Source organism: Actinacidiphila acididurans, from assembly GCF_016918855.1.
In the GTDB taxonomy this organism is placed as follows: Bacteria; Actinomycetota; Actinomycetes; order Streptomycetales; family Streptomycetaceae; genus Actinacidiphila; species Actinacidiphila acididurans.
Window position 1 is genome coordinate 342,217 of sequence record NZ_JADKYB010000006.1, and the last position, 17,830, is coordinate 360,046.

16 protein-coding genes and 1 pseudogene are annotated in these 17,830 nt (G+C 71.2%); 11 read left to right on the top strand and 6 right to left on the bottom strand.

What is annotated here, in order from left to right:
- Together tal and tkt are read right to left on the bottom strand one after the other, a co-directional pair.
- Complete coding sequence (gene tal / locus ITX44_RS13845; RefSeq protein WP_205357459.1) at positions 1-1,119, bottom strand: transaldolase; 1,119 nt, start codon at positions 1,117-1,119, stop codon at positions 1-3.
- A 30-nt stretch (positions 1,120-1,149) separates the two neighbouring features.
- Positions 1,150-3,237, bottom strand: coding sequence for a transketolase (tkt, locus tag ITX44_RS13850; protein WP_205357460.1), 2,088 nt, complete (start codon positions 3,235-3,237; stop codon positions 1,150-1,152).
- Between the two features lie 335 nt (positions 3,238-3,572).
- Between tkt and ITX44_RS13855 the strand changes: the two genes are divergently transcribed.
- The 3 genes and pseudogenes from ITX44_RS13855 to ITX44_RS43205 form a co-directional block, all read left to right on the top strand.
- Entirely contained in the window at positions 3,573-4,547 is a 975-nt protein-coding gene (locus tag ITX44_RS13855; protein ID WP_205357592.1) for a heme o synthase, read from the top strand.
- A gap of 119 nt (positions 4,548-4,666) precedes the next feature.
- The gene (locus ITX44_RS13860) at positions 4,667-5,023 is read left to right on the top strand and encodes a hypothetical protein (RefSeq protein ID WP_205357461.1); all 357 of its coding nucleotides are present in this window, start codon (positions 4,667-4,669) and stop codon (positions 5,021-5,023) included.
- 80 nt (positions 5,024-5,103) lie between these two features.
- Positions 5,104-5,628: pseudogene (locus ITX44_RS43205) on the top strand (amidohydrolase); the annotation flags it as partial.
- A 528-nt stretch (positions 5,629-6,156) separates the two neighbouring features.
- Here the strand turns inward: ITX44_RS43205 and ITX44_RS13870 are convergent.
- The 3 genes from ITX44_RS13870 to ITX44_RS13880 all read right to left on the bottom strand — a co-directional run bounded on the left by ITX44_RS13870 (position 6,157) and on the right by ITX44_RS13880 (position 9,231).
- Positions 6,157-7,278, bottom strand: a complete 1,122-nt coding sequence (locus ITX44_RS13870) for a COX15/CtaA family protein (RefSeq protein WP_307795258.1) — start codon at positions 7,276-7,278, stop codon at positions 6,157-6,159.
- Between the two features lie 196 nt (positions 7,279-7,474).
- Positions 7,475-8,308: an ABC transporter permease gene (locus ITX44_RS13875; RefSeq protein ID WP_205357462.1), complete on the bottom strand. Its 834-nt coding sequence runs from the start codon at positions 8,306-8,308 to the stop codon at positions 7,475-7,477.
- A complete protein-coding gene (locus tag ITX44_RS13880) occupies positions 8,305-9,231 on the bottom strand; it encodes an ABC transporter ATP-binding protein (protein ID WP_205357463.1) in 927 nt (308 codons plus the stop codon). Before ITX44_RS13880 ends, ITX44_RS13875 begins: the two co-directional genes overlap by 4 nt.
- A 236-nt stretch (positions 9,232-9,467) precedes the next feature.
- Between ITX44_RS13880 and ITX44_RS13885 the strand changes: the two genes are divergently transcribed.
- The 8 genes from ITX44_RS13885 (at position 9,468) to ITX44_RS13920 (ending at position 16,188) form a co-directional block, all read left to right on the top strand.
- Complete coding sequence (locus tag ITX44_RS13885) at positions 9,468-10,295, top strand: helix-turn-helix transcriptional regulator (RefSeq protein WP_205357464.1); 828 nt, start codon at positions 9,468-9,470, stop codon at positions 10,293-10,295.
- Positions 10,292-11,713 (top strand): Fe-S cluster assembly protein SufB, encoded by a 1,422-nt coding sequence (gene sufB / locus ITX44_RS13890; protein ID WP_205357465.1) that lies wholly within the window; start codon positions 10,292-10,294, stop codon positions 11,711-11,713. The genes ITX44_RS13885 and sufB overlap by 4 nt, the downstream gene beginning before the upstream one ends.
- 63 nt (positions 11,714-11,776) lie before the next feature.
- Complete coding sequence (gene sufD / locus ITX44_RS13895) at positions 11,777-12,967, top strand: Fe-S cluster assembly protein SufD (protein WP_205357466.1); 1,191 nt, start codon at positions 11,777-11,779, stop codon at positions 12,965-12,967.
- The gene (locus ITX44_RS13900) at positions 12,964-13,302 is read left to right on the top strand and encodes a non-heme iron oxygenase ferredoxin subunit (protein ID WP_205357467.1); all 339 of its coding nucleotides are present in this window, start codon (positions 12,964-12,966) and stop codon (positions 13,300-13,302) included. Before sufD ends, ITX44_RS13900 begins: the two co-directional genes overlap by 4 nt.
- A gap of 7 nt (positions 13,303-13,309) precedes the next feature.
- Positions 13,310-14,074: a Fe-S cluster assembly ATPase SufC gene (gene sufC, locus ITX44_RS13905; RefSeq protein ID WP_205357468.1), complete on the top strand. Its 765-nt coding sequence runs from the start codon at positions 13,310-13,312 to the stop codon at positions 14,072-14,074.
- 26 nt (positions 14,075-14,100) lie between these two features.
- Positions 14,101-15,348, top strand: a complete 1,248-nt coding sequence (locus tag ITX44_RS13910; RefSeq protein ID WP_205357594.1) for a cysteine desulfurase — start codon at positions 14,101-14,103, stop codon at positions 15,346-15,348.
- Positions 15,349-15,361: 13 nt separating this feature from the next.
- Complete coding sequence (sufU, locus tag ITX44_RS13915) at positions 15,362-15,826, top strand: Fe-S cluster assembly sulfur transfer protein SufU (RefSeq protein WP_205357469.1); 465 nt, start codon at positions 15,362-15,364, stop codon at positions 15,824-15,826.
- Entirely contained in the window at positions 15,823-16,188 is a 366-nt protein-coding gene (locus tag ITX44_RS13920) for a metal-sulfur cluster assembly factor (protein ID WP_205357470.1), read from the top strand. Before sufU ends, ITX44_RS13920 begins: the two co-directional genes overlap by 4 nt.
- An 82-nt stretch (positions 16,189-16,270) precedes the next feature.
- On the opposite strand, the gene ITX44_RS13925 is transcribed toward ITX44_RS13920, so the two are convergent.
- The gene (locus ITX44_RS13925) at positions 16,271-17,698 is read right to left on the bottom strand and encodes a lamin tail domain-containing protein (RefSeq protein WP_307795259.1); all 1,428 of its coding nucleotides are present in this window, start codon (positions 17,696-17,698) and stop codon (positions 16,271-16,273) included.
- Positions 17,699-17,830: the final 132 nt, after the last annotated feature.

The window sequence follows — 17,830 nt, forward strand, 5'->3', positions numbered from 1 at the left end:
TCACGCCTCCGCAGGTGCGAGCCGCTCGAGTTCCGCCCGGGTGGAGTCCAGCAGTTCGTTCCACGCGGACTCGAACTTCTCCACGCCCTCGTCCTCGAGGACCTGGACGACGTCGTCGTACGAGATGCCGAGCGCCTCGAGTGCGTCGAGGTCGGCGCGGGCCTGCTCGTAGCTGCCGAACACCCGGTCGCCGTTGATGCGGTCCTGCCGCGTGACGGCCTCCAGGGTCGCCTCCGGCATGGTGTTGACCGTGTTCGGCGCGACCAGCTCGTAGACGTAGAGGTCGGCCGGGTACGCGGGGTCCTTCACGCCGGTGGAGGCCCACAGCGGGCGCTGCTTGTTGGCGCCGGCCTTCTCCAGGGCGAGCCAGCGCTCGGAGGAGAACACCTCCTCGTACGCCTGGTACGCCAGGCGGGCGTTGGCGACGGCCGCGTGGCCCTTCAGGGCCTTGGCCTCGGGGGTGCCGATCTTCTCCAGGCGCTTGTCGACCTCGGTGTCCACCCGGGAGACGAAGAAGGACGCCACGGAGTGGATCTCGTTCAGGTCCAGGCCGGCCGCCTTGGCCTTCTCCAGGCCGGTGAGGTAGGCGTCCATCACCTCGCGGTAGCGCTGGAGCGAGAAGATCAGCGTGACGTTGACGCTGATGCCCCGGCCGGTGACGTCGGCGATGGCGGCCAGGCCCTCGCGGGTGGCCGGGATCTTGATCAGGGTGTTGGGGCGGTCCACCAGCCAGGCGAGCTGCTTGGCCTCGGCGATGGTCGCCCGGGTGTCGTGCGCCAGCCGCGGGTCCACCTCGATGGAGACCCGGCCGTCCTGGTGGTCGGTCGCGTCGTAGACCGGGCGCAGGATGTCGGCGGCGTCACGGACGTCGGCGGTGGTGATCATCCGCAGGGCTTCCTCGACGGTGAGCCGGCGGGCCGCGAGGTCCTCCAGCTGCTTGTCGTAACCGTCGCCCTGGGAGATCGCCTTCTGGAAGATCGACGGGTTGGTGGTGACCCCCACCACGTGCTGCTGGTCGATGAGTTCGGCCAGGTTGCCGGACGTGATGCGCTTGCGCGACAGGTCGTCCAGCCAGATCGCGACGCCTTCGTCGGAGAGGCGCTTCAGTGCGTCTGCCATGGGATGTGCTCCTACTAGTCGTTACCTGCGTCAGCGACCAACGGTGTCAAGAGATTCCCGCGCGGCGGCGGCCACCGCCTCGGGGGTGAACCCGAACTCCCGGAAGAGCACCTTGGCGTCGGCCGAGGCACCGAAGTGCTCCAGGCTGACGATGCGTCCGGCGTCTCCCACGAACCGGTACCAGGTCAGGCCGATGCCGGCCTCCACCGCGACCCGTGCCTTCACCGACGGCGGCAGCACGCTGTCCCGGTAGTCCCGGTCCTGCTCCTCGAACCACTCCACCGACGGCATCGACACCACGCGGGTGGGGACGCCCTCGGCCTGCAGCAATTCCCGCGCGCCCACCGCCAGCTGCACCTCGGAACCGGTGCCGATGAGGATCACCTGCGGCTCGCCGCCCTCGGCCTCGGCCAGGACGTAACCGCCGCGCGCCGCGTTCTCGTTGCGCTCGTAGACCGGCACGCCCTGCCGGGTCAGCGCCAGGCCGTGCGGGGCGCCCTTGCCGTACTCCTTGGTCCAGCGGCGCAGGATCTCCCGCCAGGCGATGACGGTCTCGTTGGCGTCCGCCGGGCGCACCACGTTCAGCCCCGGGATGGCCCGCAGGCTCGCCAGGTGCTCCACCGGCTGGTGGGTCGGGCCGTCCTCGCCCAGGCCGATCGAGTCGTGCGTCCACACGTACGTCACCGGCAGGTGCATCAGGGCCGACAGCCGGACCGCGTTGCGCATGTAGTCCGAGAAGACCAGGAACGTGCCGCCGTACGCACGGGTGTTGCCGTGCAGGGTGATGCCGTTGAGCTCGGCGGCCATCGAGTGCTCGCGGATGCCGAAGTGCACGGTGCGGCCGTACGGCTGCGCGCCCGGCAGCGGGTTGCCGTCCGGGAGGAAGGAGGAGTTCTTGTCGAACGTGGTGTTGTTGGAGCCGGCGAGGTCGGCCGAGCCGCCCCACAGCTCCGGGACCACCGGGCCCAGCGCCTCCAGCACCTTGCCCGAAGCGGCCCTGGTGGCCAGGGACTTGCCGGGCTCGAACACCGGCAGGTGGTCCTCCCAGCCCGCGGGCAGCTCACCGGAGTCGATCCGGTCGAACAGCTCGGCGCGCTCCGGGTTGGCGGTGCGCCAGGCGGCGAAGGACTTCTCCCACTCGGTACGGGCGTCGCGGCCGCGCTCGCCCACCGCGCGGGTGTGGTTGATGACCTCGTCGGCCACGTCGAAGTGCTTGTCCGGGTCGAAGCCCAGCACCCGCTTGGTGGCCGCGACCTCCTCCTCGCCCAGCGCCGAGCCGTGCGCGGCCTCGGTGTTCTGCGCGTGCGGGGCCGGCCAGGCGATGATCGAGCGGGCCGCGATGAACGACGGCCGGTCGGTGACCTCCTGCGCCGCCTTCAGCGCCGCGTACAGCGCCTGCGGGTCCAAGTCGCCGTTCTCCAGCGGCGCCACCCGCTGCACGTGCCAGCCGTACGCCTCGTACCGCCGGACGGTGTCCTCCGAGACGGCGGTCGCCGTGTCGCCCTCGATGGAGATGTGGTTGTCGTCCCACAGCAGCACCAGGTTGCCGAGCTTCTGGTGGCCGGCCAGCGAGGACGCCTCGGCCGAGATGCCCTCCTGGAGGCAGCCGTCGCCGGCGATGGCCCACACCGTGTGGTCGAACGGCGAGGTGCCGGGCGCCGCGTCCGGGTCGAACAGGCCGCGCTCGTAGCGGGCGGCCATCGCCATGCCCACCGCGTTGGCCACGCCCTGGCCCAGCGGCCCGGTGGTGGTCTCCACGCCCGTGGTGTGGCCGTACTCCGGGTGGCCCGGGGTCTTCGAGCCCCAGGTGCGGAACGACTCCAGGTCGCCCAGCTCCAGGCCGTATCCGGCGTAGTAGAGCTGCGTGTAGAGGGTCAGACTGGAATGTCCGGCGGAGAGAACGAAGCGGTCCCGGCCGGTCCAGTCGGGGTCGGCGGGGTCGTGCCGCATGAGCTTCTGGAACAGCAGGTACGCCGCGGGTGCCAGGCTCATGGCCGTGCCGGGATGGCCGTTGCCGACCTTCTGCACGGAATCCATGGCCAGTACTCGGGCGGTGTCGACGGCCCGCTTGTCCAGATCGGTCCACTCGAGCTCTGTGGTGGTCGGCTGCTTGCTCACCCTGGGTCAGGGCTCCTCTCCAGGTCATCGCCATGTTGTCAGCGCCGGTACGGTCATCCCTACCCGACGCTGTCGAGCCTACCGCCGCAGGGCGCGCACTCTTTCGAGCGTGCCCCCGTACACGCGGCTTCGCCTCCCGAGGCCCGTGAACGCAGGGTGAACCCACGTCGGGCGGACCCGGACCGCGCAGGTGGCGGGACACGTCGCGGCCCCGGACCGACCCCGGACGAAAGCCGGGTCTTCACTGCCTCTACAGTGGCGTGGTACGCGCAAGCCCCACAGGCCCCGCCGAAGGCGCAGGTGGCCGGGGCTTGCTGGACTTCATCTCTCGTGGGGTGCTCGTGACGGCCGTCGAATCCCGACCCGCAGGGGTCACCGGGGCCATCCGGACGGACCCGGGACGCACGAGCCCCGGTGACCGGCCTGCTTCGGCCCGGCTCATGGCATTCGTCGCGCTGACCAAGCCGCGGATCATCGAGCTGCTCCTGATCACCACGGTGCCGGTGATGTTCCTGGCCGCCCGCGGGGTCCCGGACCTGTGGCTGGTGCTCGCGACCGTGGTCGGCGGCTACCTGTCGGCCGGCGGCGCCAACGCGCTGAACATGTACATCGACCGCGACATCGACGCGCTCATGCACCGCACCGAGCGGCGCCCGCTGGTCACCGGCATGGTCTCGCCGCGCGAAGCGCTGGTCTTCGGCATCACCCTTTCGGTGGTCTCCACCGTGTGGTTCGCGGTGCTGGTCAACCCGCTCTCGGCGGCGCTGTCGCTGACCGCCATCCTCTATTACGTCTTCGTCTACACGCTGTGGCTCAAGCGCCGCACCGCGCAGAACATCGTGTGGGGCGGGATCGCCGGCTGCCTCCAGGTCTTCATCGGCTGGTCCGCGGTCCGCAACGAGCTGGCCTGGGCGCCCTTCGTCCTCTTCCTCGTCCTCTTCTTCTGGACCCCGCCGCACTACTGGCCGCTGTCCATGAAGGTCAAGGACGACTACGAGCGGGTCGGCGTGCCCATGCTGCCGGTGGTCGCGGGCAATCAGGTGGTCGCCCGCCAGATCGTCCTCTACTCCTGGGTCATGGTGCTCACCTCGCTCACCCTGTGGTGGCCGCTCGGCGAGACGTCCTGGTTCTACCCGGTGGTCGCCGCGGCGCTCGGCGCCTTCTGGCTGAAGGAGGCGCACGCCCTGCACGCGCGCGCCAAGGCCGGCATCACCGGCGCGCGGCTGAAGGAGATGCGGCTGTTCCACTGGTCGATCACCTACGCCACGCTGCTGTTCGTGGCCGTCGCGGTCGACCCGTTCCTGCACTGAGGTTTCCTGCACTGAGGTTTCCTGCACCGAGGTCGTCCTTCCCGCACGGTGATTCTTGACCGGGATCACACCGGCCGGCTCTGTCCGCCACCCCCTTACCCGCGAGTAGCATCAGGGGCATGAGCACCGTCCAGGACAATCACCGGGACAACCCCGGGGCACAGGCCCGCGCGCGGCGGCGGTCGGCCCGGCTGGCCCGGCAGATCGAGGCGTTCGCCCGCAGGCACGGCGGCGCCGAGGCGAGTGTGGAGTACATCGGCGGGCGCGGCGCCCGGATCGTGCTGGTCGCCGCCGACGGCACCTGGGGGGACCTGGTGGCGCCCGCCTGGGACATCGCCCGCGCGGCCGTCGAACAGGCCGGCATCACCGTCCACGACGACTTCGGCCCCGACCTCGCGGCCAAGCTCCGCACCGGCCCGTACGAGTGGTCCCGAATGGCCGGAATACAGATCGGTGGCCCCGCCAACCCCCGATGATGCCTTCGCCGCCGTCGCGGTGATCCCGAGGTCGTGACGGCCGCGACACGCGCGGGCGGACGAAGGGGCGAGGAACATCCATGGCGGGGGAGCCGACACACCTGGTGGACGCGTATTGCCACGGGGTGCTCCCGGGGGACGTGGGGCTGGGGGCCTTCGAGGCCGCGCTGCCCGGGGCCGCGGCGCCCCGCACCACCCTCTTCGACAGCCCGGCGGGCTTCGCGATCCGCCGCTGGTGCCCGCCGCTGCTGGGTCTGGAGCCGCACGCCTCCCCGGCCCGATACCTGGCCCGGCGCCGGGAGTTGGGGGCCTACGAGGCGACCCGGCGGCTGCTGCGCGGCACCGGGATAACCGCGTACATCGTGGACACCGGCGAGCCCGGCGAGCTGACCCCGCCCGCCGACCTGCAGGCGGCCGGCGCGGCGCCCGCGTACGAGATCGTGCGGCTGGAACCGCTGGCGGGGCAGGTTGCCGACACCTCCGGCACGGTGGACGGTTTTCTGGCCAATCTCGCCGAGGCGGTGCGCGCCGCGGCGATCGGCGCGGCCGGCCTGTCCTGCGACGGCCTGCCGCCCGATCCCCGGCCGCACCCCGGTGACGTGCGGGAATTACGGGACGCCGGGGACCCGTGGGACATGGTGGAGGACACGGCACCCGGCTCCCGCGGTCCGGCCCACGGCCCGCCGCCACGCGAGGACGTACGGCGCGCCGCGTCCGCGTGGCTGGCCCGGCGCGGCACCGGCAGCCGCCCCGCCCACCCGGTCCTGCTGCGCCACCTGCTGTGGACCGCGGTCGTCAGCGGACTGCCGCTGCTCGTGCGGCAGCAGCCGCGGCTGCCCGGACCGCGGGCCGCCGAGGGCTTCCTGCGGGCCACCGCGGGCCTCGGCACGGACGTGGTGCTGCTGCCCGGACCGCGGCACGAGGCCGCCGCGGCCGACCTGGCCGCCGACCACCCGCACGTGTACCTGGGCATCGGCACCGACCCGGCCGCCGTGCTGGACCGCGTGCCGTTCGGCAAGCTGCTCTACGCCAGCGGCACCGCCGGGCTGCCGGAGCTGTACGTCACCGGCGCGCTGCGGTTCCGGGCCGCGCTCGGCCGGGCGATCGGCGAGCGGGTGGCGGCGGGGGAGTGGTCAGCGGCGGACGGACAGCGGGTCGCCGCCCTGGTCCGCGAGGGGAACGCGCGCCGTCTCTACCGGCTGCCGGACCCCGTCCTCCCCGGCGGCGACCCCACCGGGCTGCCCTTCCAGCCGCTCCCGTGCCGGGACGCCTGCCCCTGCTGACGTCCCCTCGTCGGCCCCGGCCGGACGCGCCTCGCGCGGTTCGGCCGCCGGCCGCTCCCGCATCGACAGCACCACCCGCAGCACCGCGATCCAGATCAGCGCGGCGCCCAGCATGTGCAGGTTCACCAGCACGATCGGCAGCTTGGTGAAGTACTGGACGTAGCCGATGACGCCCTGGGCCATCAGCACCAGGAACAGGTCCCGGGTGCGGTTGCGGGGCCCGACCGGGGCGTCCACCGCGCGCAGCACGAACCACAGGGCGGCGGTGAGCGCCACCACCACCCAGGCCAGGTCGGCGTGCAACTGGGCGATCGAGCGCCAGTCCACCGGGATGCGGTGCACGTCGCTCGAGTCGCCCGGGTGCGGCCCGGCGCCGGTCACCAGCGTGCCCACCGCGATCAGCGCGGCCGACGCGGCGGTCAGCGCCTGGCCGAGCTGCCGTACCGGCTTGCCGACCAGCGGGCGCCGAGCCGCGTCGCCCTCGTGCACCCGGTGCCAGGTGAGCACGGCCACCGTGATCAGCGCGGCCGACAGCAGGAAGTGGGCGGCGACCACGTACGGGTTCAGGTGGGTGAGCACCGTGATGCCGCCCCACACCGCGTTGGCCACGACCACCCAGAACTGCGCCCACGCCAGCCGGTACACCCCGCGGCGCAGCGGCTTGTGGGCGCGGACCGCGAGGATGGCCCAGCCGACCGCGGCGCACAGTACGTAGGTCAGCATGCGGTTGCTGACCTCGATGTCGTGGTGGATGCCCATCTCGGTGGTGCCGAGCAGGCTGTCGCCCTTGCAGGTGGGCCAGGTGGGGCAGCCGAGGCCGGAGCCGGTCAGCCGCACGGCTCCACCCGTCACCACGATGATCACGCTCATGACCAGCGAGGCCATGGTCGCGCGGCTCACCGTCGCCTGGGACGGCGTCCAGCGGGCGGCGAGATACGCGAACGGGTTCCGTGCGAATTCGGCTGGCTTCACGGATTCATGCTAAGGGGAGCCTTGTGCACGGTTTCACGAGGGGTACGGCGTCGGGTGGCCGTTGCTTCCGGGGCGCCCCCGGCCCCTTTGGGGCCTTGCGGCAGCGTCTGCCCCAGTGTGTTGTCGGCGGTCCGCCGCCCGGCGGTGGGTTGCTCGCGCAGTTCCCCGCGCCCCTGAAGTGCCGTACTCCGCCCGGTTACTCCCAGCGGAAGAAGCGGGCGGCCGTGGCCAGGCCGAGGAGGGACCAGACGGCGAGGACGGCGAGGTCGGACCAGGGGACGGCGGTGCCGTGCTGGAGGACGTCGCGGAGGCCGCTGGAGAGGGCCGTGACGGGGAGGAGCTTGAGGACGGTCTGGGCGGCGCCGGGGAATTTGCTGAGGGGGACGATGACGCCGCCGCCGACGAGGAGCAGGAGGAAGACGAGGTTGGCGGCGGCGAGGGTGGCCTCGGCCTTGAGGGTGCCGGCCATCAGGAGGCCGAGGCCGCTGAAGGCGGCGGTGCCCAGCAGGAGGAGCAGGATCACGGACAGCGGGTTGCCGTGCGGGGACCAGCCCAGGGCGAGGGCGATCAGGATCAGGAGCGCGGCCTGGAGGGCCTCGACGACCAGGACGGAGCAGGTCTTGGCGGTCATCAGCGCCCAGCGGGGCAGCGGGGCCGCGCCCAGGCGCTTGAGGACGCCGTAGCGGCGCTCGAAGCCGGTGGCGATGGCCTGCCCGGTGAAGGCGGTGGACAGCACCGCGAGGGCGAGGATGCCGGGGGCGAGGAAGTCCACCGACTTGCCGGCGCCGGTGTCGACGATGTCGACGGAGCTGAAGACGAGGAGCAGGAGCGCCGGGATCACCACGGTGAGCAGGAGCTGTTCGCCGTTGCGCAGCAGCATCCGGGTCTCCAGGAGGGCCTGCGCGCGGATCATGCGGGGCAGCGGGGCCGCGCCGGGGGCCGGAGCGAAGGTGCCGGCGGCGTAGGGGGCGTACGAGGGGGTGCCCCGGCCGTTGCCGGGGGTGGTGCCCGTGGTCGTGCCCGCGCTCATACCCGCAGCTCCCTACCGGTCAGTTCCAGGAAGACGTCCTCCAGCGTGCGCCGCTCCACCGCCAGGTGGTCCGGGAGCACACCGTGCTGGGCGCACCAAGAGGTGACGGTGGCCAGCAGTTGCGGATCGATCTTGCCCTCGATCCGGTACATGCCCGGGCTCAGCTCGGCGGCGAGGGTGTCCGCGGGCAGCGCGTTGAGCAGCGAGGCGAGGTCGAGGCCGGGGCGGCCGGAGAAGCGCAGGGTGTTCTCGGCGCCGCCGCGGCACAGCTCGTCCGGGGTGCCGGCGGCGATCGCCCGGCCGGCGTCGATGATCACCACCTCGTCGGCGAGCTGTTCGGCCTCGTCCATGAAGTGGGTGGTGAGCACCACCGTCGTGCCGTCCGCGCGCAGCTCGCGGATCAGGTCCCAGGTGGCGTGCCGGGCCTGCGGGTCGAGGCCCGCGGTCGGCTCGTCGAGGAAGACCAGTTCGGGCCGGCCCACCACGGCCATGGCCAGCGCCAGGCGCTGCTGCTGCCCGCCGGACAGCCGCCGGTAGGGGGTGCGGCCGCAGGACTCCAGGCCGAGCCGTTCGATCAGGACGCCGGGGTCGACCGGGCGGGCGTGCAGTGCCGCGACGTGCCGCAGCATTTCCTCGGCGCGCGCTCCGGCGTACACCCCGCCGGACTGGAGCATCACCCCGATCCGGGGCCGCAGCAGTCCGGCCTGTGTCACCGGGTCCAGGCCGAGCACTCTGGCCGTGCCGCCGTCGGGGCGCCGGTATCCTTCGCAGACCTCGACCGTGGTGGTCTTGCCCGCGCCGTTGGGGCCGAGCACGGCGGTCACCGTGCCCCGTGGCACCGCGAGGTCCAGGCCGTTCACCGCGGTCCTGGCCCCGTACCGCTTGACCAGACCGGTCACCTGGACCGCGGGCTCATCATGCATGCGGACGAGTCTAGGGAGCACGCGTCACGCTTTCGGCGGCAGGGCCGGGCCCGCCGTCCGGGGCATCGCCACCGGGTCCGCGGCCGGATTCGGTCAGGGGTACGGACACCCCGTCCGACCAGGGCACGAGCCCGCCGCGAGGGACCCGTGGTGAGGTGACCCTAAGTGACGTACTCCACCGGCGCGGCGAAAGGAGTCGCTTGCTCGCGCCTGAGGAATTACGCAACAATGAGGTTGTGAAAAACGTCGGTGGCGCCGCGCAGAGGGCGGCGGAGGAGCACACGACCGGGGAGCGGGGCACCCGCGACCGGGTCGCGCGCTCCATCCTGGACCACGGCCCCTCCACCGCCGCCGACCTCGCCGAGCGCCTCGGCCTGACCCAGACCGCGGTCCGCCGGCACCTGGACATCCTCGTCGCCGAGCACGTGGTGGAACCCCGCGAGCGACGGGTCTACGGCAACCGCGGCCGCGGCCGCCCCGCCAAGGTCTTCGTGCTCACCGACTTCGGCCGGGACGCCTTCGACCAGGCCTACGACCAGCTGGCCGCCGACGCCCTGCACTGGATCGCCCAGTCGGCCGGCGGCGGCGCCGACGGCCAGGCCGCGGTCTCCGCCTTCGCCCGCGCCCGGGTCGCCGCGCAGGCCGAACGCTACCGCGCGATCGTGGCGGCGGCGGCCCCGGAGGACCGGACCCGGGCACTGGCCCAGGCCCTGTCCGCCGACGGGTACGCTGCCACCACCCGCAGCGTCCCCGGGCCCGCAGGCGAGCAGCTCTGCCAGCACCACTGCCCGGTGGCACACACCGCCGAGCAGTTCCCGCAGCTGTGCGAGGCCGAGGCGGAGGTCTTCTCCACCATCCTCGGCACCCACGTGCAGCGGCTGGCGACCATCGCCCACGGCGACGGGGTGTGCACCACCTTCGTCCCGCGGTCCGCCGCCCGGGCGGCGCCGGAAGCCGCGGAACCACCCGGAGCATCCGCTCCACCGGACGACGTACCGCCCGCACCAGACGCACCGACTCACGCATCCGCAACATCCGGCACGCCCGGGAGGAACCCCGCATGACTGCTCCCACGCAGACCACTCACCCGGAGCTCGAAGGCATCGGCACGTACGAATACGGCTGGGCCGACTCCGACGTGGCGGGCGCCGCCGCACGGCGCGGCCTTTCCGAAGACGTCGTCCGCGACATCTCCGCGAAGAAGTCCGAGCCGGAGTGGATGCTGAAGCTGCGCCTGAAGGGGCTGCGGCTGTTCGGCAAGAAGCCCATGCCGACCTGGGGCTCGGACCTGTCCGGCATCGACTTCGACAACATCAAGTACTTCGTGCGGTCCACCGAGAAGCAGGCGGAGTCCTGGGAGGACCTGCCGGCCGACATCCGGAACACCTACGACAAGCTCGGCATCCCCGAGGCGGAGAAGCAGCGCCTCGTCGCCGGCGTCGCCGCGCAGTACGAGTCGGAGGTCGTCTACCACCAGATCCGCGAGGACCTGGAGGAGCAGGGCGTCATCTTCATGGACACCGACACCGCCCTGAAGGAGCACCCCGAGCTCTTCCAGGAGTACTACGGCACCGTGATCCCGGCCGGCGACAACAAGTTCGCCTCGCTGAACACGGCCGTGTGGTCCGGCGGATCGTTCATCTACGTCCCCAAGGGCGTGCACGTGGAGATCCCGCTCCAGGCCTACTTCCGGATCAACACCGAGAACATGGGCCAGTTCGAGCGGACGCTGATCATCGTCGACGAGGACGCCTACGTCCACTACGTCGAGGGCTGCACCGCGCCGATCTACAAGTCGGACTCGCTGCACTCCGCGGTGGTCGAGATCATCGTGAAGAAGGGCGGCCGCTGCCGCTACACGACCATCCAGAACTGGTCGAACAACGTCTACAACCTGGTCACCAAGCGCGCCGTGGCGTACGAGGGCGCGACCATGGAGTGGATCGACGGCAACATCGGCTCCAAGGTCACCATGAAGTACCCGGCCGTCTACCTGATGGGCGAGCACGCCAAGGGCGAGACGCTGTCCATCGCCTTCGCGGGCGAGGGCCAGCACCAGGACGCCGGCGCCAAGATGGTGCACATGGCGCCGAACACGTCGTCCAACATCGTCTCCAAGTCGGTCGCGCGCGGCGGTGGCCGCACCTCCTACCGCGGGCTGATCGAGATCGGCGAGGGCGCCTCCGGCGCCAAGTCCAACGTGCTGTGCGACGCGCTGCTGGTGGACACCGTCTCCCGCTCCGACACGTATCCGTACGTGGACGTGCGCGAGGACGACGTGTCCATGGGGCACGAGGCGACCGTCTCCAAGGTCTCCGATGACCAGCTCTTCTACCTGATGAGCCGCGGCATGACCGAGTTCGAGGCCATGGCGATGATCGTGCGCGGCTTCGTGGAGCCGATCGCCAAGGAACTCCCGATGGAGTACGCCCTGGAGCTCAACCGGCTGATCGAGCTGCAGATGGAGGGCGCGGTCGGCTGACGGCCGGCCTCCCCGTACCACCTCCGAACCCACTGAGGCAGAAAGCGAGCAGTTCGACCGACCATGGCTGAGATCACCCCTGCGGGCAGCACCACCGACGGTGCCATCACGGTGGGGCAGCAGGTGGGCCGGCCCGGCCAGCCCACCGACGCCCGGGTCAGCGCGGCCCCGTCCTTCGACGTGGCCGACTTCCCGGTGCCCCACGGCCGCGAGGAGGAGTGGCGCTTCACCCCGCTGGAGCGGCTGCGCGGCCTGCACGACGGCACCGCCCAGGCCACCGGAACCGTCCGGGTGGAGGTGATCGCCCCCGACGGCGTCACCACCCGGACCGTCGACCGCGACGACCCCCTGGTCGGCACGGCCGGCAAACCGGTGGACCGGGTCGCCGCCCAGGCGTACACCTCCTTCGAGAAGGCGACGGTGGTGAGCGTCCCCAAGGAGGCGGTGCTCACCGAGCCGGTGCGCATCGGCCTGCACGGCGAGGGCGGCACGGTCTTCGGCCACCAGATCGTGGAGGTCGGCGCCTTCGCCGAGGCCGTGGTGGTCATCGACCACACCGGCGACGCCACCCTGGCCGCCAACGTCGAGTACCTGATCGGCGAGGGCGCCAAGCTGACCGTGGTGTCCGTGCAGGACTGGGACGCGGACGCGGTGCACGTCGCCCAGCACACCGCGCTGGTCGGCCGGGACGCGAGCTTCAAGTCGGTGGTCGTCACCCTCGGCGGCGACGTGGTCCGGCTGCACCCCCGGGTGGTCTACGGCGGCCCCGGCGGCGAGGCCGAGCTGTTCGGCCTGTACTTCACCGACCAGGGCCAGCACCAGGAACACCGGCTGTTCATCGACCACGACACCCCGCACTGCCGTTCCAACGTGGCGTACAAGGGCGCGTTGCAGGGCAAGGACGCGCACGCGGTGTGGATCGGCGACGTGCTGATCCGCGCCGCCGCCGAGGGCACCGACACCTACGAGCTGAACCGGAACCTGGTGCTCACCGATGGCGCCCGGGTCGACTCGGTGCCCAACCTGGAGATCGAGACCGGCGAGATCGTCGGGGCGGGACACGCCTCGGCGACCGGCCGGTTCGAGGACGAACAGCTCTTCTACCTGATGAGCCGCGGCATCCGGGCCGACGAGGCCCGTCGCCTGGTGGTCCGCGGTTTCTTCGGGGAGCTCGTGCAGCAGATCGGACTGGCCGACGTCGAGGAGCGACTGATGGCGAAGATCGATGCGGAACTGGAGGCTTCCGTCGGATGACCGCCACCGAGAGTGCCGAGGGTTTTGTGCGCGCCTGCGGACTGGGCGAGTTGGAGGAGGACACCCCGCACCGGGTGGAGGTGGACGGCGTCCCCGTGTCGCTGGTCCGCACCGACGGTGAGGTGTTCGCCATCAACGATGTCTGCTCGCACGCCAATGTCTCGCTGTCCGAGGGCGAGGTGGAGAACTGCCAGATCGAGTGCTGGCTGCACGGCTCCACCTTCGACCTGCGCACCGGCAAGCCGTCCGGGCTGCCCGCCACGCGGCCCGTCCCCGTGTACCCCGTAAAGATCGTTGGGGACGACGTGCTCGTCTCCGTCACCCAGGAGTCCTGAGTCACCCATGGCCACGCTTGAAATCCACGACCTGCGCGTCTCCGTCGAGGCCGAGAACGGACCCCGCGAGATCCTGCGCGGTGTCGACCTGACCGTCCGGCAGGGCGAGACGCACGCCATCATGGGCCCCAACGGCTCGGGCAAGTCGACTCTCGCCTACTCGCTGGCCGGTCACCCCAAGTACACCGTGACCGGGGGCACTGTCACCCTCGACGGCGAGGACGTCCTGGCGATGACCGTCGACGAGCGCGCCCGGGCCGGGGTGTTCCTGGCCATGCAGTACCCGGTCGAGGTCCCCGGGGTCTCGGTCTCCAACTTCCTGCGCACCTCGGCCACCGCCGTCCGCGGCGAGGCGCCCAAGCTGCGTACCTGGGTGAAGGAGGTCAAGGAGACCATGGAGCTGCTCCACATGGACCCCGCCTTCGCCGAGCGCAACGTCAACGAGGGCTTCTCCGGCGGTGAGAAGAAGCGCCACGAGATCCTTCAGCTCGAACTGCTCAAGCCGAAGATCGCGATCCTGGACGAGACCGACTCCGGCCTCGACGTCGACGCGCTGCGGATCGTCTCCGAGGGCGTCAACCGGGTCCGCGGCACCGGCGAGGTCGGCACCCTGCTGATCACGCACTACACGCGCATCCTGCGCTACATCAAGCCCGACTACGTGCATGTCTTCGCGGCCGGCCGGATCGCCGAGTCCGGCGGCGCCGAACTGGCGGACAAGCTGGAGGAGGAGGGCTACGAGTCCTACGTGAAGGGTGGTGCGTCGGCGTGACAGCGACTTCGCCGGAGGGCCGGGTACTGCCCGGCCTCCTCGACACCGAGGCGATCCGCAAGGACTTCCCCATCCTGGACCGCACGGTCCACGACGGGCAGAAGCTGGTCTACCTGGACAACGCGGCGACCTCGCAGAAGCCGCGCCAGGTGCTGGACACCCTCGCGTCGTACTACGAGCGGTACAACGCCAACGTGCACCGCGGCGTGCACACCCTCGCCGAGGAGGCCACGGCCGCGTACGAGGACGCCCGCGACAAGATCGCGGCGTTCATCAACGCGCCGAGCCGGGACGAGGTGATCTTCACCAAGAACGCCTCGGAGTCGCTGAACCTGGTCGCCAACATGCTCGGCTGGGCGGACGAGCCCTACCGGGTGGACCGCGACACCGAGATCGTGATCACCGAGATGGAGCACCACTCCAACATCGTGCCGTGGCAGCTGCTGTCGCAGCGCACCGGTGCGACGCTGAAGTGGTTCGGCCTGACCGACGACTTCCGGCTGGACCTGTCCGACATCGAGCAGGTCATCACCGAGAAGACCAAGATCGTCTCCTTCGTGCTGGTCTCCAACATCCTGGGCACCGTCAACCCGGTCGAGGCGATAGTGCGCCGCGCCCAGGAGGTCGGCGCCCTGGTCTGCATCGACGCCTCGCAGGCCGCGCCGCACATGGTGATGGACGTGCAGGCGCTCGGCGCGGACTTCGTGGCCTTCACCGGCCACAAGATGCTCGGCCCGACCGGGATCGGGGTGCTGTGGGGCCGCCAGGAGCTGCTGGAGGACCTGCCGCCCTTCCTGGGCGGCGGCGAGATGATCGAGACCGTCTCGATGCACTCGTCCACGTACGCGCCCGCGCCGCACAAGTTCGAGGCCGGCACCCCGCCGATCGCCCAGGCCATCGGGCTGGGCACCGCGGTGGACTACCTCACCGCGATCGGCATGGACAAGATCGCCGCGCACGAGCACGCGATCACCGAGTACGCGCTCAGCCGGCTCCGCGAGGTCCCCGACCTGCGGCTGATCGGCCCGGTCACCGGGGAGGACCGCGGCGCCGCGATCTCCTTCACGCTCGGCGACATCCACCCGCACGACGTGGGCCAGGTGCTCGACGAGCAGGGCATCGCCGTCCGGGTCGGTCACCACTGCGCCCGGCCGGTCTGCCTGCGCTACGGAATTCCCGCGACCACGCGGGCGTCGTTCTATCTGTACTCCAGCCCGGCCGAGGTCGACGCCCTGGTCGAGGGCCTGGAGCAGGTACGCAACTTCTTCGGCTGATGGTGGTGCTGCTGTGAAGCTCGACTCGATGTACCAGGAAGTCATCCTGGACCACTACAAGCACCCGCACGGGCGCGGGCTGCGCGCGGGCCAGGCCGAGGTGCACCACGTCAACCCCACCTGCGGCGACGAGATCACCCTGCGGGTGCGGATGGAGGGCACGGTCATCGGTGACGTGTCCTACGAGGGCCAGGGCTGTTCGATCAGCCAGGCCAGCGCCTCGGTGCTCAACGACCTGCTGGTCGGCAAGGACGTGGCCGAGGCCAGCCGGATCCAGGAGACCTTCCTGGAGCTGATGCAGTCCAAGGGCCGGGTCGAGCCCGACGACGAGATGGAAGACCTGCTGGAGGACGCGGTCGCGTTCGCCGGCGTCTCGAAGTACCCGGCGCGTGTGAAGTGCGCGCTGCTGAGCTGGATGGCGTGGAAGGACGCGACCGCGCAGGCGCTGTCCACCGCCCCCACCGAGGAGACCGTATGACCGACAATTCCCCTAGCTTGGCTGGGGAGGCCCCTACCGAGGTCGCCCTCAAGCCGGCCTCCGAGGAAGAGATCAAGGAAGCCCTGTACGACGTGGTCGACCCCGAGCTGGGCATCGACGTGGTCAACCTGGGCCTGATCTACGGCATCCACATCGACGACACCAATGTCGTCACCCTGGACATGACCCTCACCTCGGCGGCCTGTCCGCTCACCGACGTGATCGAGGAGCAGGCCAAGACGGCCACCGAGGGCATCGTCAACGACCTGCGGATCAACTGGGTCTGGATGCCGCCGTGGGGTCCGGAGAAGATCACCGACGACGGCCGCGAGCAGCTGCGCGCCCTCGGCTTCAACGTCTGAGCGTCCAGGCGTCCGCCCAGGCAAGCCCTGGTCACCCCGTCCGCCCCGGCCCTCGCGGCCGGGGCGGACGGCTTTTGCCCGCTCAGCAGGTGATGGACCCCGCGCGCAGCGCGTGGCTGCTGTCGTTGCTGTCGTCGGCCCAGTAGACGGGCTTGCTGCCGGCGACGCACTGGTCGGCGCCGGACACCGAGAAGCCCTCGTTGTTGATGTTCGGCATGCCGGTGGGGCGGTTGTAGACGGCGGTCGTGGCGAACGCGCCCGAGGCGTTGACCTGCATCGTGCGGTGCCGGCCGGAGCAGGTGTCGTCGCAGACCACCCACAGGCGGTCGGCCTGGGGCTCCCACTGGAGTTCCATGACGCCGGCCATCCCGCTGCTGACGGAGGCGACCCGGGTGAAGGCGCCGGAGTCCTGAAGGACGTAGCCGTAGATCATGCCGGTGCCCTCGACGCCGACGAAGAAGACGCCGCCGGTGTGCGAGGCGTACCGGGTCGGGTCGTAGGCCGCGCCGGTGGACTCGTCCTTGAAGCCGGCCGCGGTCAGGCCGGCGTCCGGGATCCAGGTGACGCCTTCCAGGCCCAGGTTGGAGTCGACCGACGGCAGGTCGGCGGTCAGGTTCCACTCCTTGGTGGCGGTCAGCGTGGTGGCGGTGCCGCTGACGTCGTAGCGCAGGACGGACAACCGGCTGGTGCCGGACGCGTCGCCGTTGCGCTCGCTCGAGACGTACACGCCGCCCGCGGAACCCGCGCCGGTGAGGGTGACGCCCTCGTCGTCAGGGGTGCCCGAGCCGCCGGGGAAGTGCAGCGCCTTGCCGGAGGCCCAGCCGCCCGTGGTGTCCGGCTTCCAGCCGCCGGAGCCGTTCGGCACCAGCCGCCACAGCTTCCCGGAGTTCTGCGCCCCCCACATCACGCCCCCCTCCTGGTAGAGGCCGCTGAGGTCCTGGCCGAAGACGTTCGTGGCGTCGGCGTTCGTGACGGACTGGCTGCCCGGCCACGCCACCGGCGAGGTGCCGCCGCCGCTGCCGCCGCAGGCGTTCGGGGCTCCCAGGGTCACCGCGGCGGCCTGGCCGAAGGCGCCGGTCCCGTCCGGGCAGCGCGACCAGGACGGGTTGGAGTGGTCGGTCCAGCTGAAGCTGTCCACCAGGGTGGAGCCGTCCGGCAGGTACAGGCGCGCCTTGTCGGAGGAGCCGAGACCGAAGGAGTTGTGCACGTCGAAGGCGCGGAAGCCGCCGGGGGCCAGCGTGGTGCCGGCGGCGATCGTGTACGACGGGCTCTTGTTCTCGTCCCGGAGGATCCACCCGGAGATGTCGACCGCGGCGGTGCCCTTGTTGTACAGCTCGATCGAGTCGTTGACGTTGCCGGTGGTCACCACCTCGTTGATGCGGACGTCGTCGGCCGGGGCCGCGTGGGCCGCCGGCGCGGCGAGCGTTCCCACGGCCAGTGCCGGGCCGGCCACGGCAGCGAGGAGAAGCCGCAGGCCGCGGCCGCGTCGGGGCGTGCGCGATGCGATCACGTAATCCGTCCCTGGGATCGTTGTGATGTGAAAGGTTCTGACCAGCCGCCAGGACCTTTCCGCGTTCGGCGAGTGCGGGCCGAACGGGCGCCGCCCGCGCGATGAGTGTCCCGTGAACGGTGGGCGAACCGG

Coding starts and splice junctions, on each gene's coding strand:
- ITX44_RS13880 (WP_205357463.1), bottom strand. CDS start 9,231: ATGCATGATGAGCCCGCGGTCCAGGTGACCGGTCTGGTCAAGCGGTAC.
- ITX44_RS13860 (WP_205357461.1), top strand. CDS start 4,667: ATGAGCACCGTCCAGGACAATCACCGGGACAACCCCGGGGCACAGGCC.
- ITX44_RS13920 (WP_205357470.1), top strand. CDS start 15,823: ATGACCGACAATTCCCCTAGCTTGGCTGGGGAGGCCCCTACCGAGGTC.
- ITX44_RS13900 (WP_205357467.1), top strand. CDS start 12,964: ATGACCGCCACCGAGAGTGCCGAGGGTTTTGTGCGCGCCTGCGGACTG.
- sufD (WP_205357466.1), top strand. CDS start 11,777: ATGGCTGAGATCACCCCTGCGGGCAGCACCACCGACGGTGCCATCACG.
- sufC (WP_205357468.1), top strand. CDS start 13,310: ATGGCCACGCTTGAAATCCACGACCTGCGCGTCTCCGTCGAGGCCGAG.
- tal (WP_205357459.1), bottom strand. CDS start 1,119: ATGGCAGACGCACTGAAGCGCCTCTCCGACGAAGGCGTCGCGATCTGG.
- sufB (WP_205357465.1), top strand. CDS start 10,292: ATGACTGCTCCCACGCAGACCACTCACCCGGAGCTCGAAGGCATCGGC.
- ITX44_RS13875 (WP_205357462.1), bottom strand. CDS start 8,308: ATGAGCGCGGGCACGACCACGGGCACCACCCCCGGCAACGGCCGGGGC.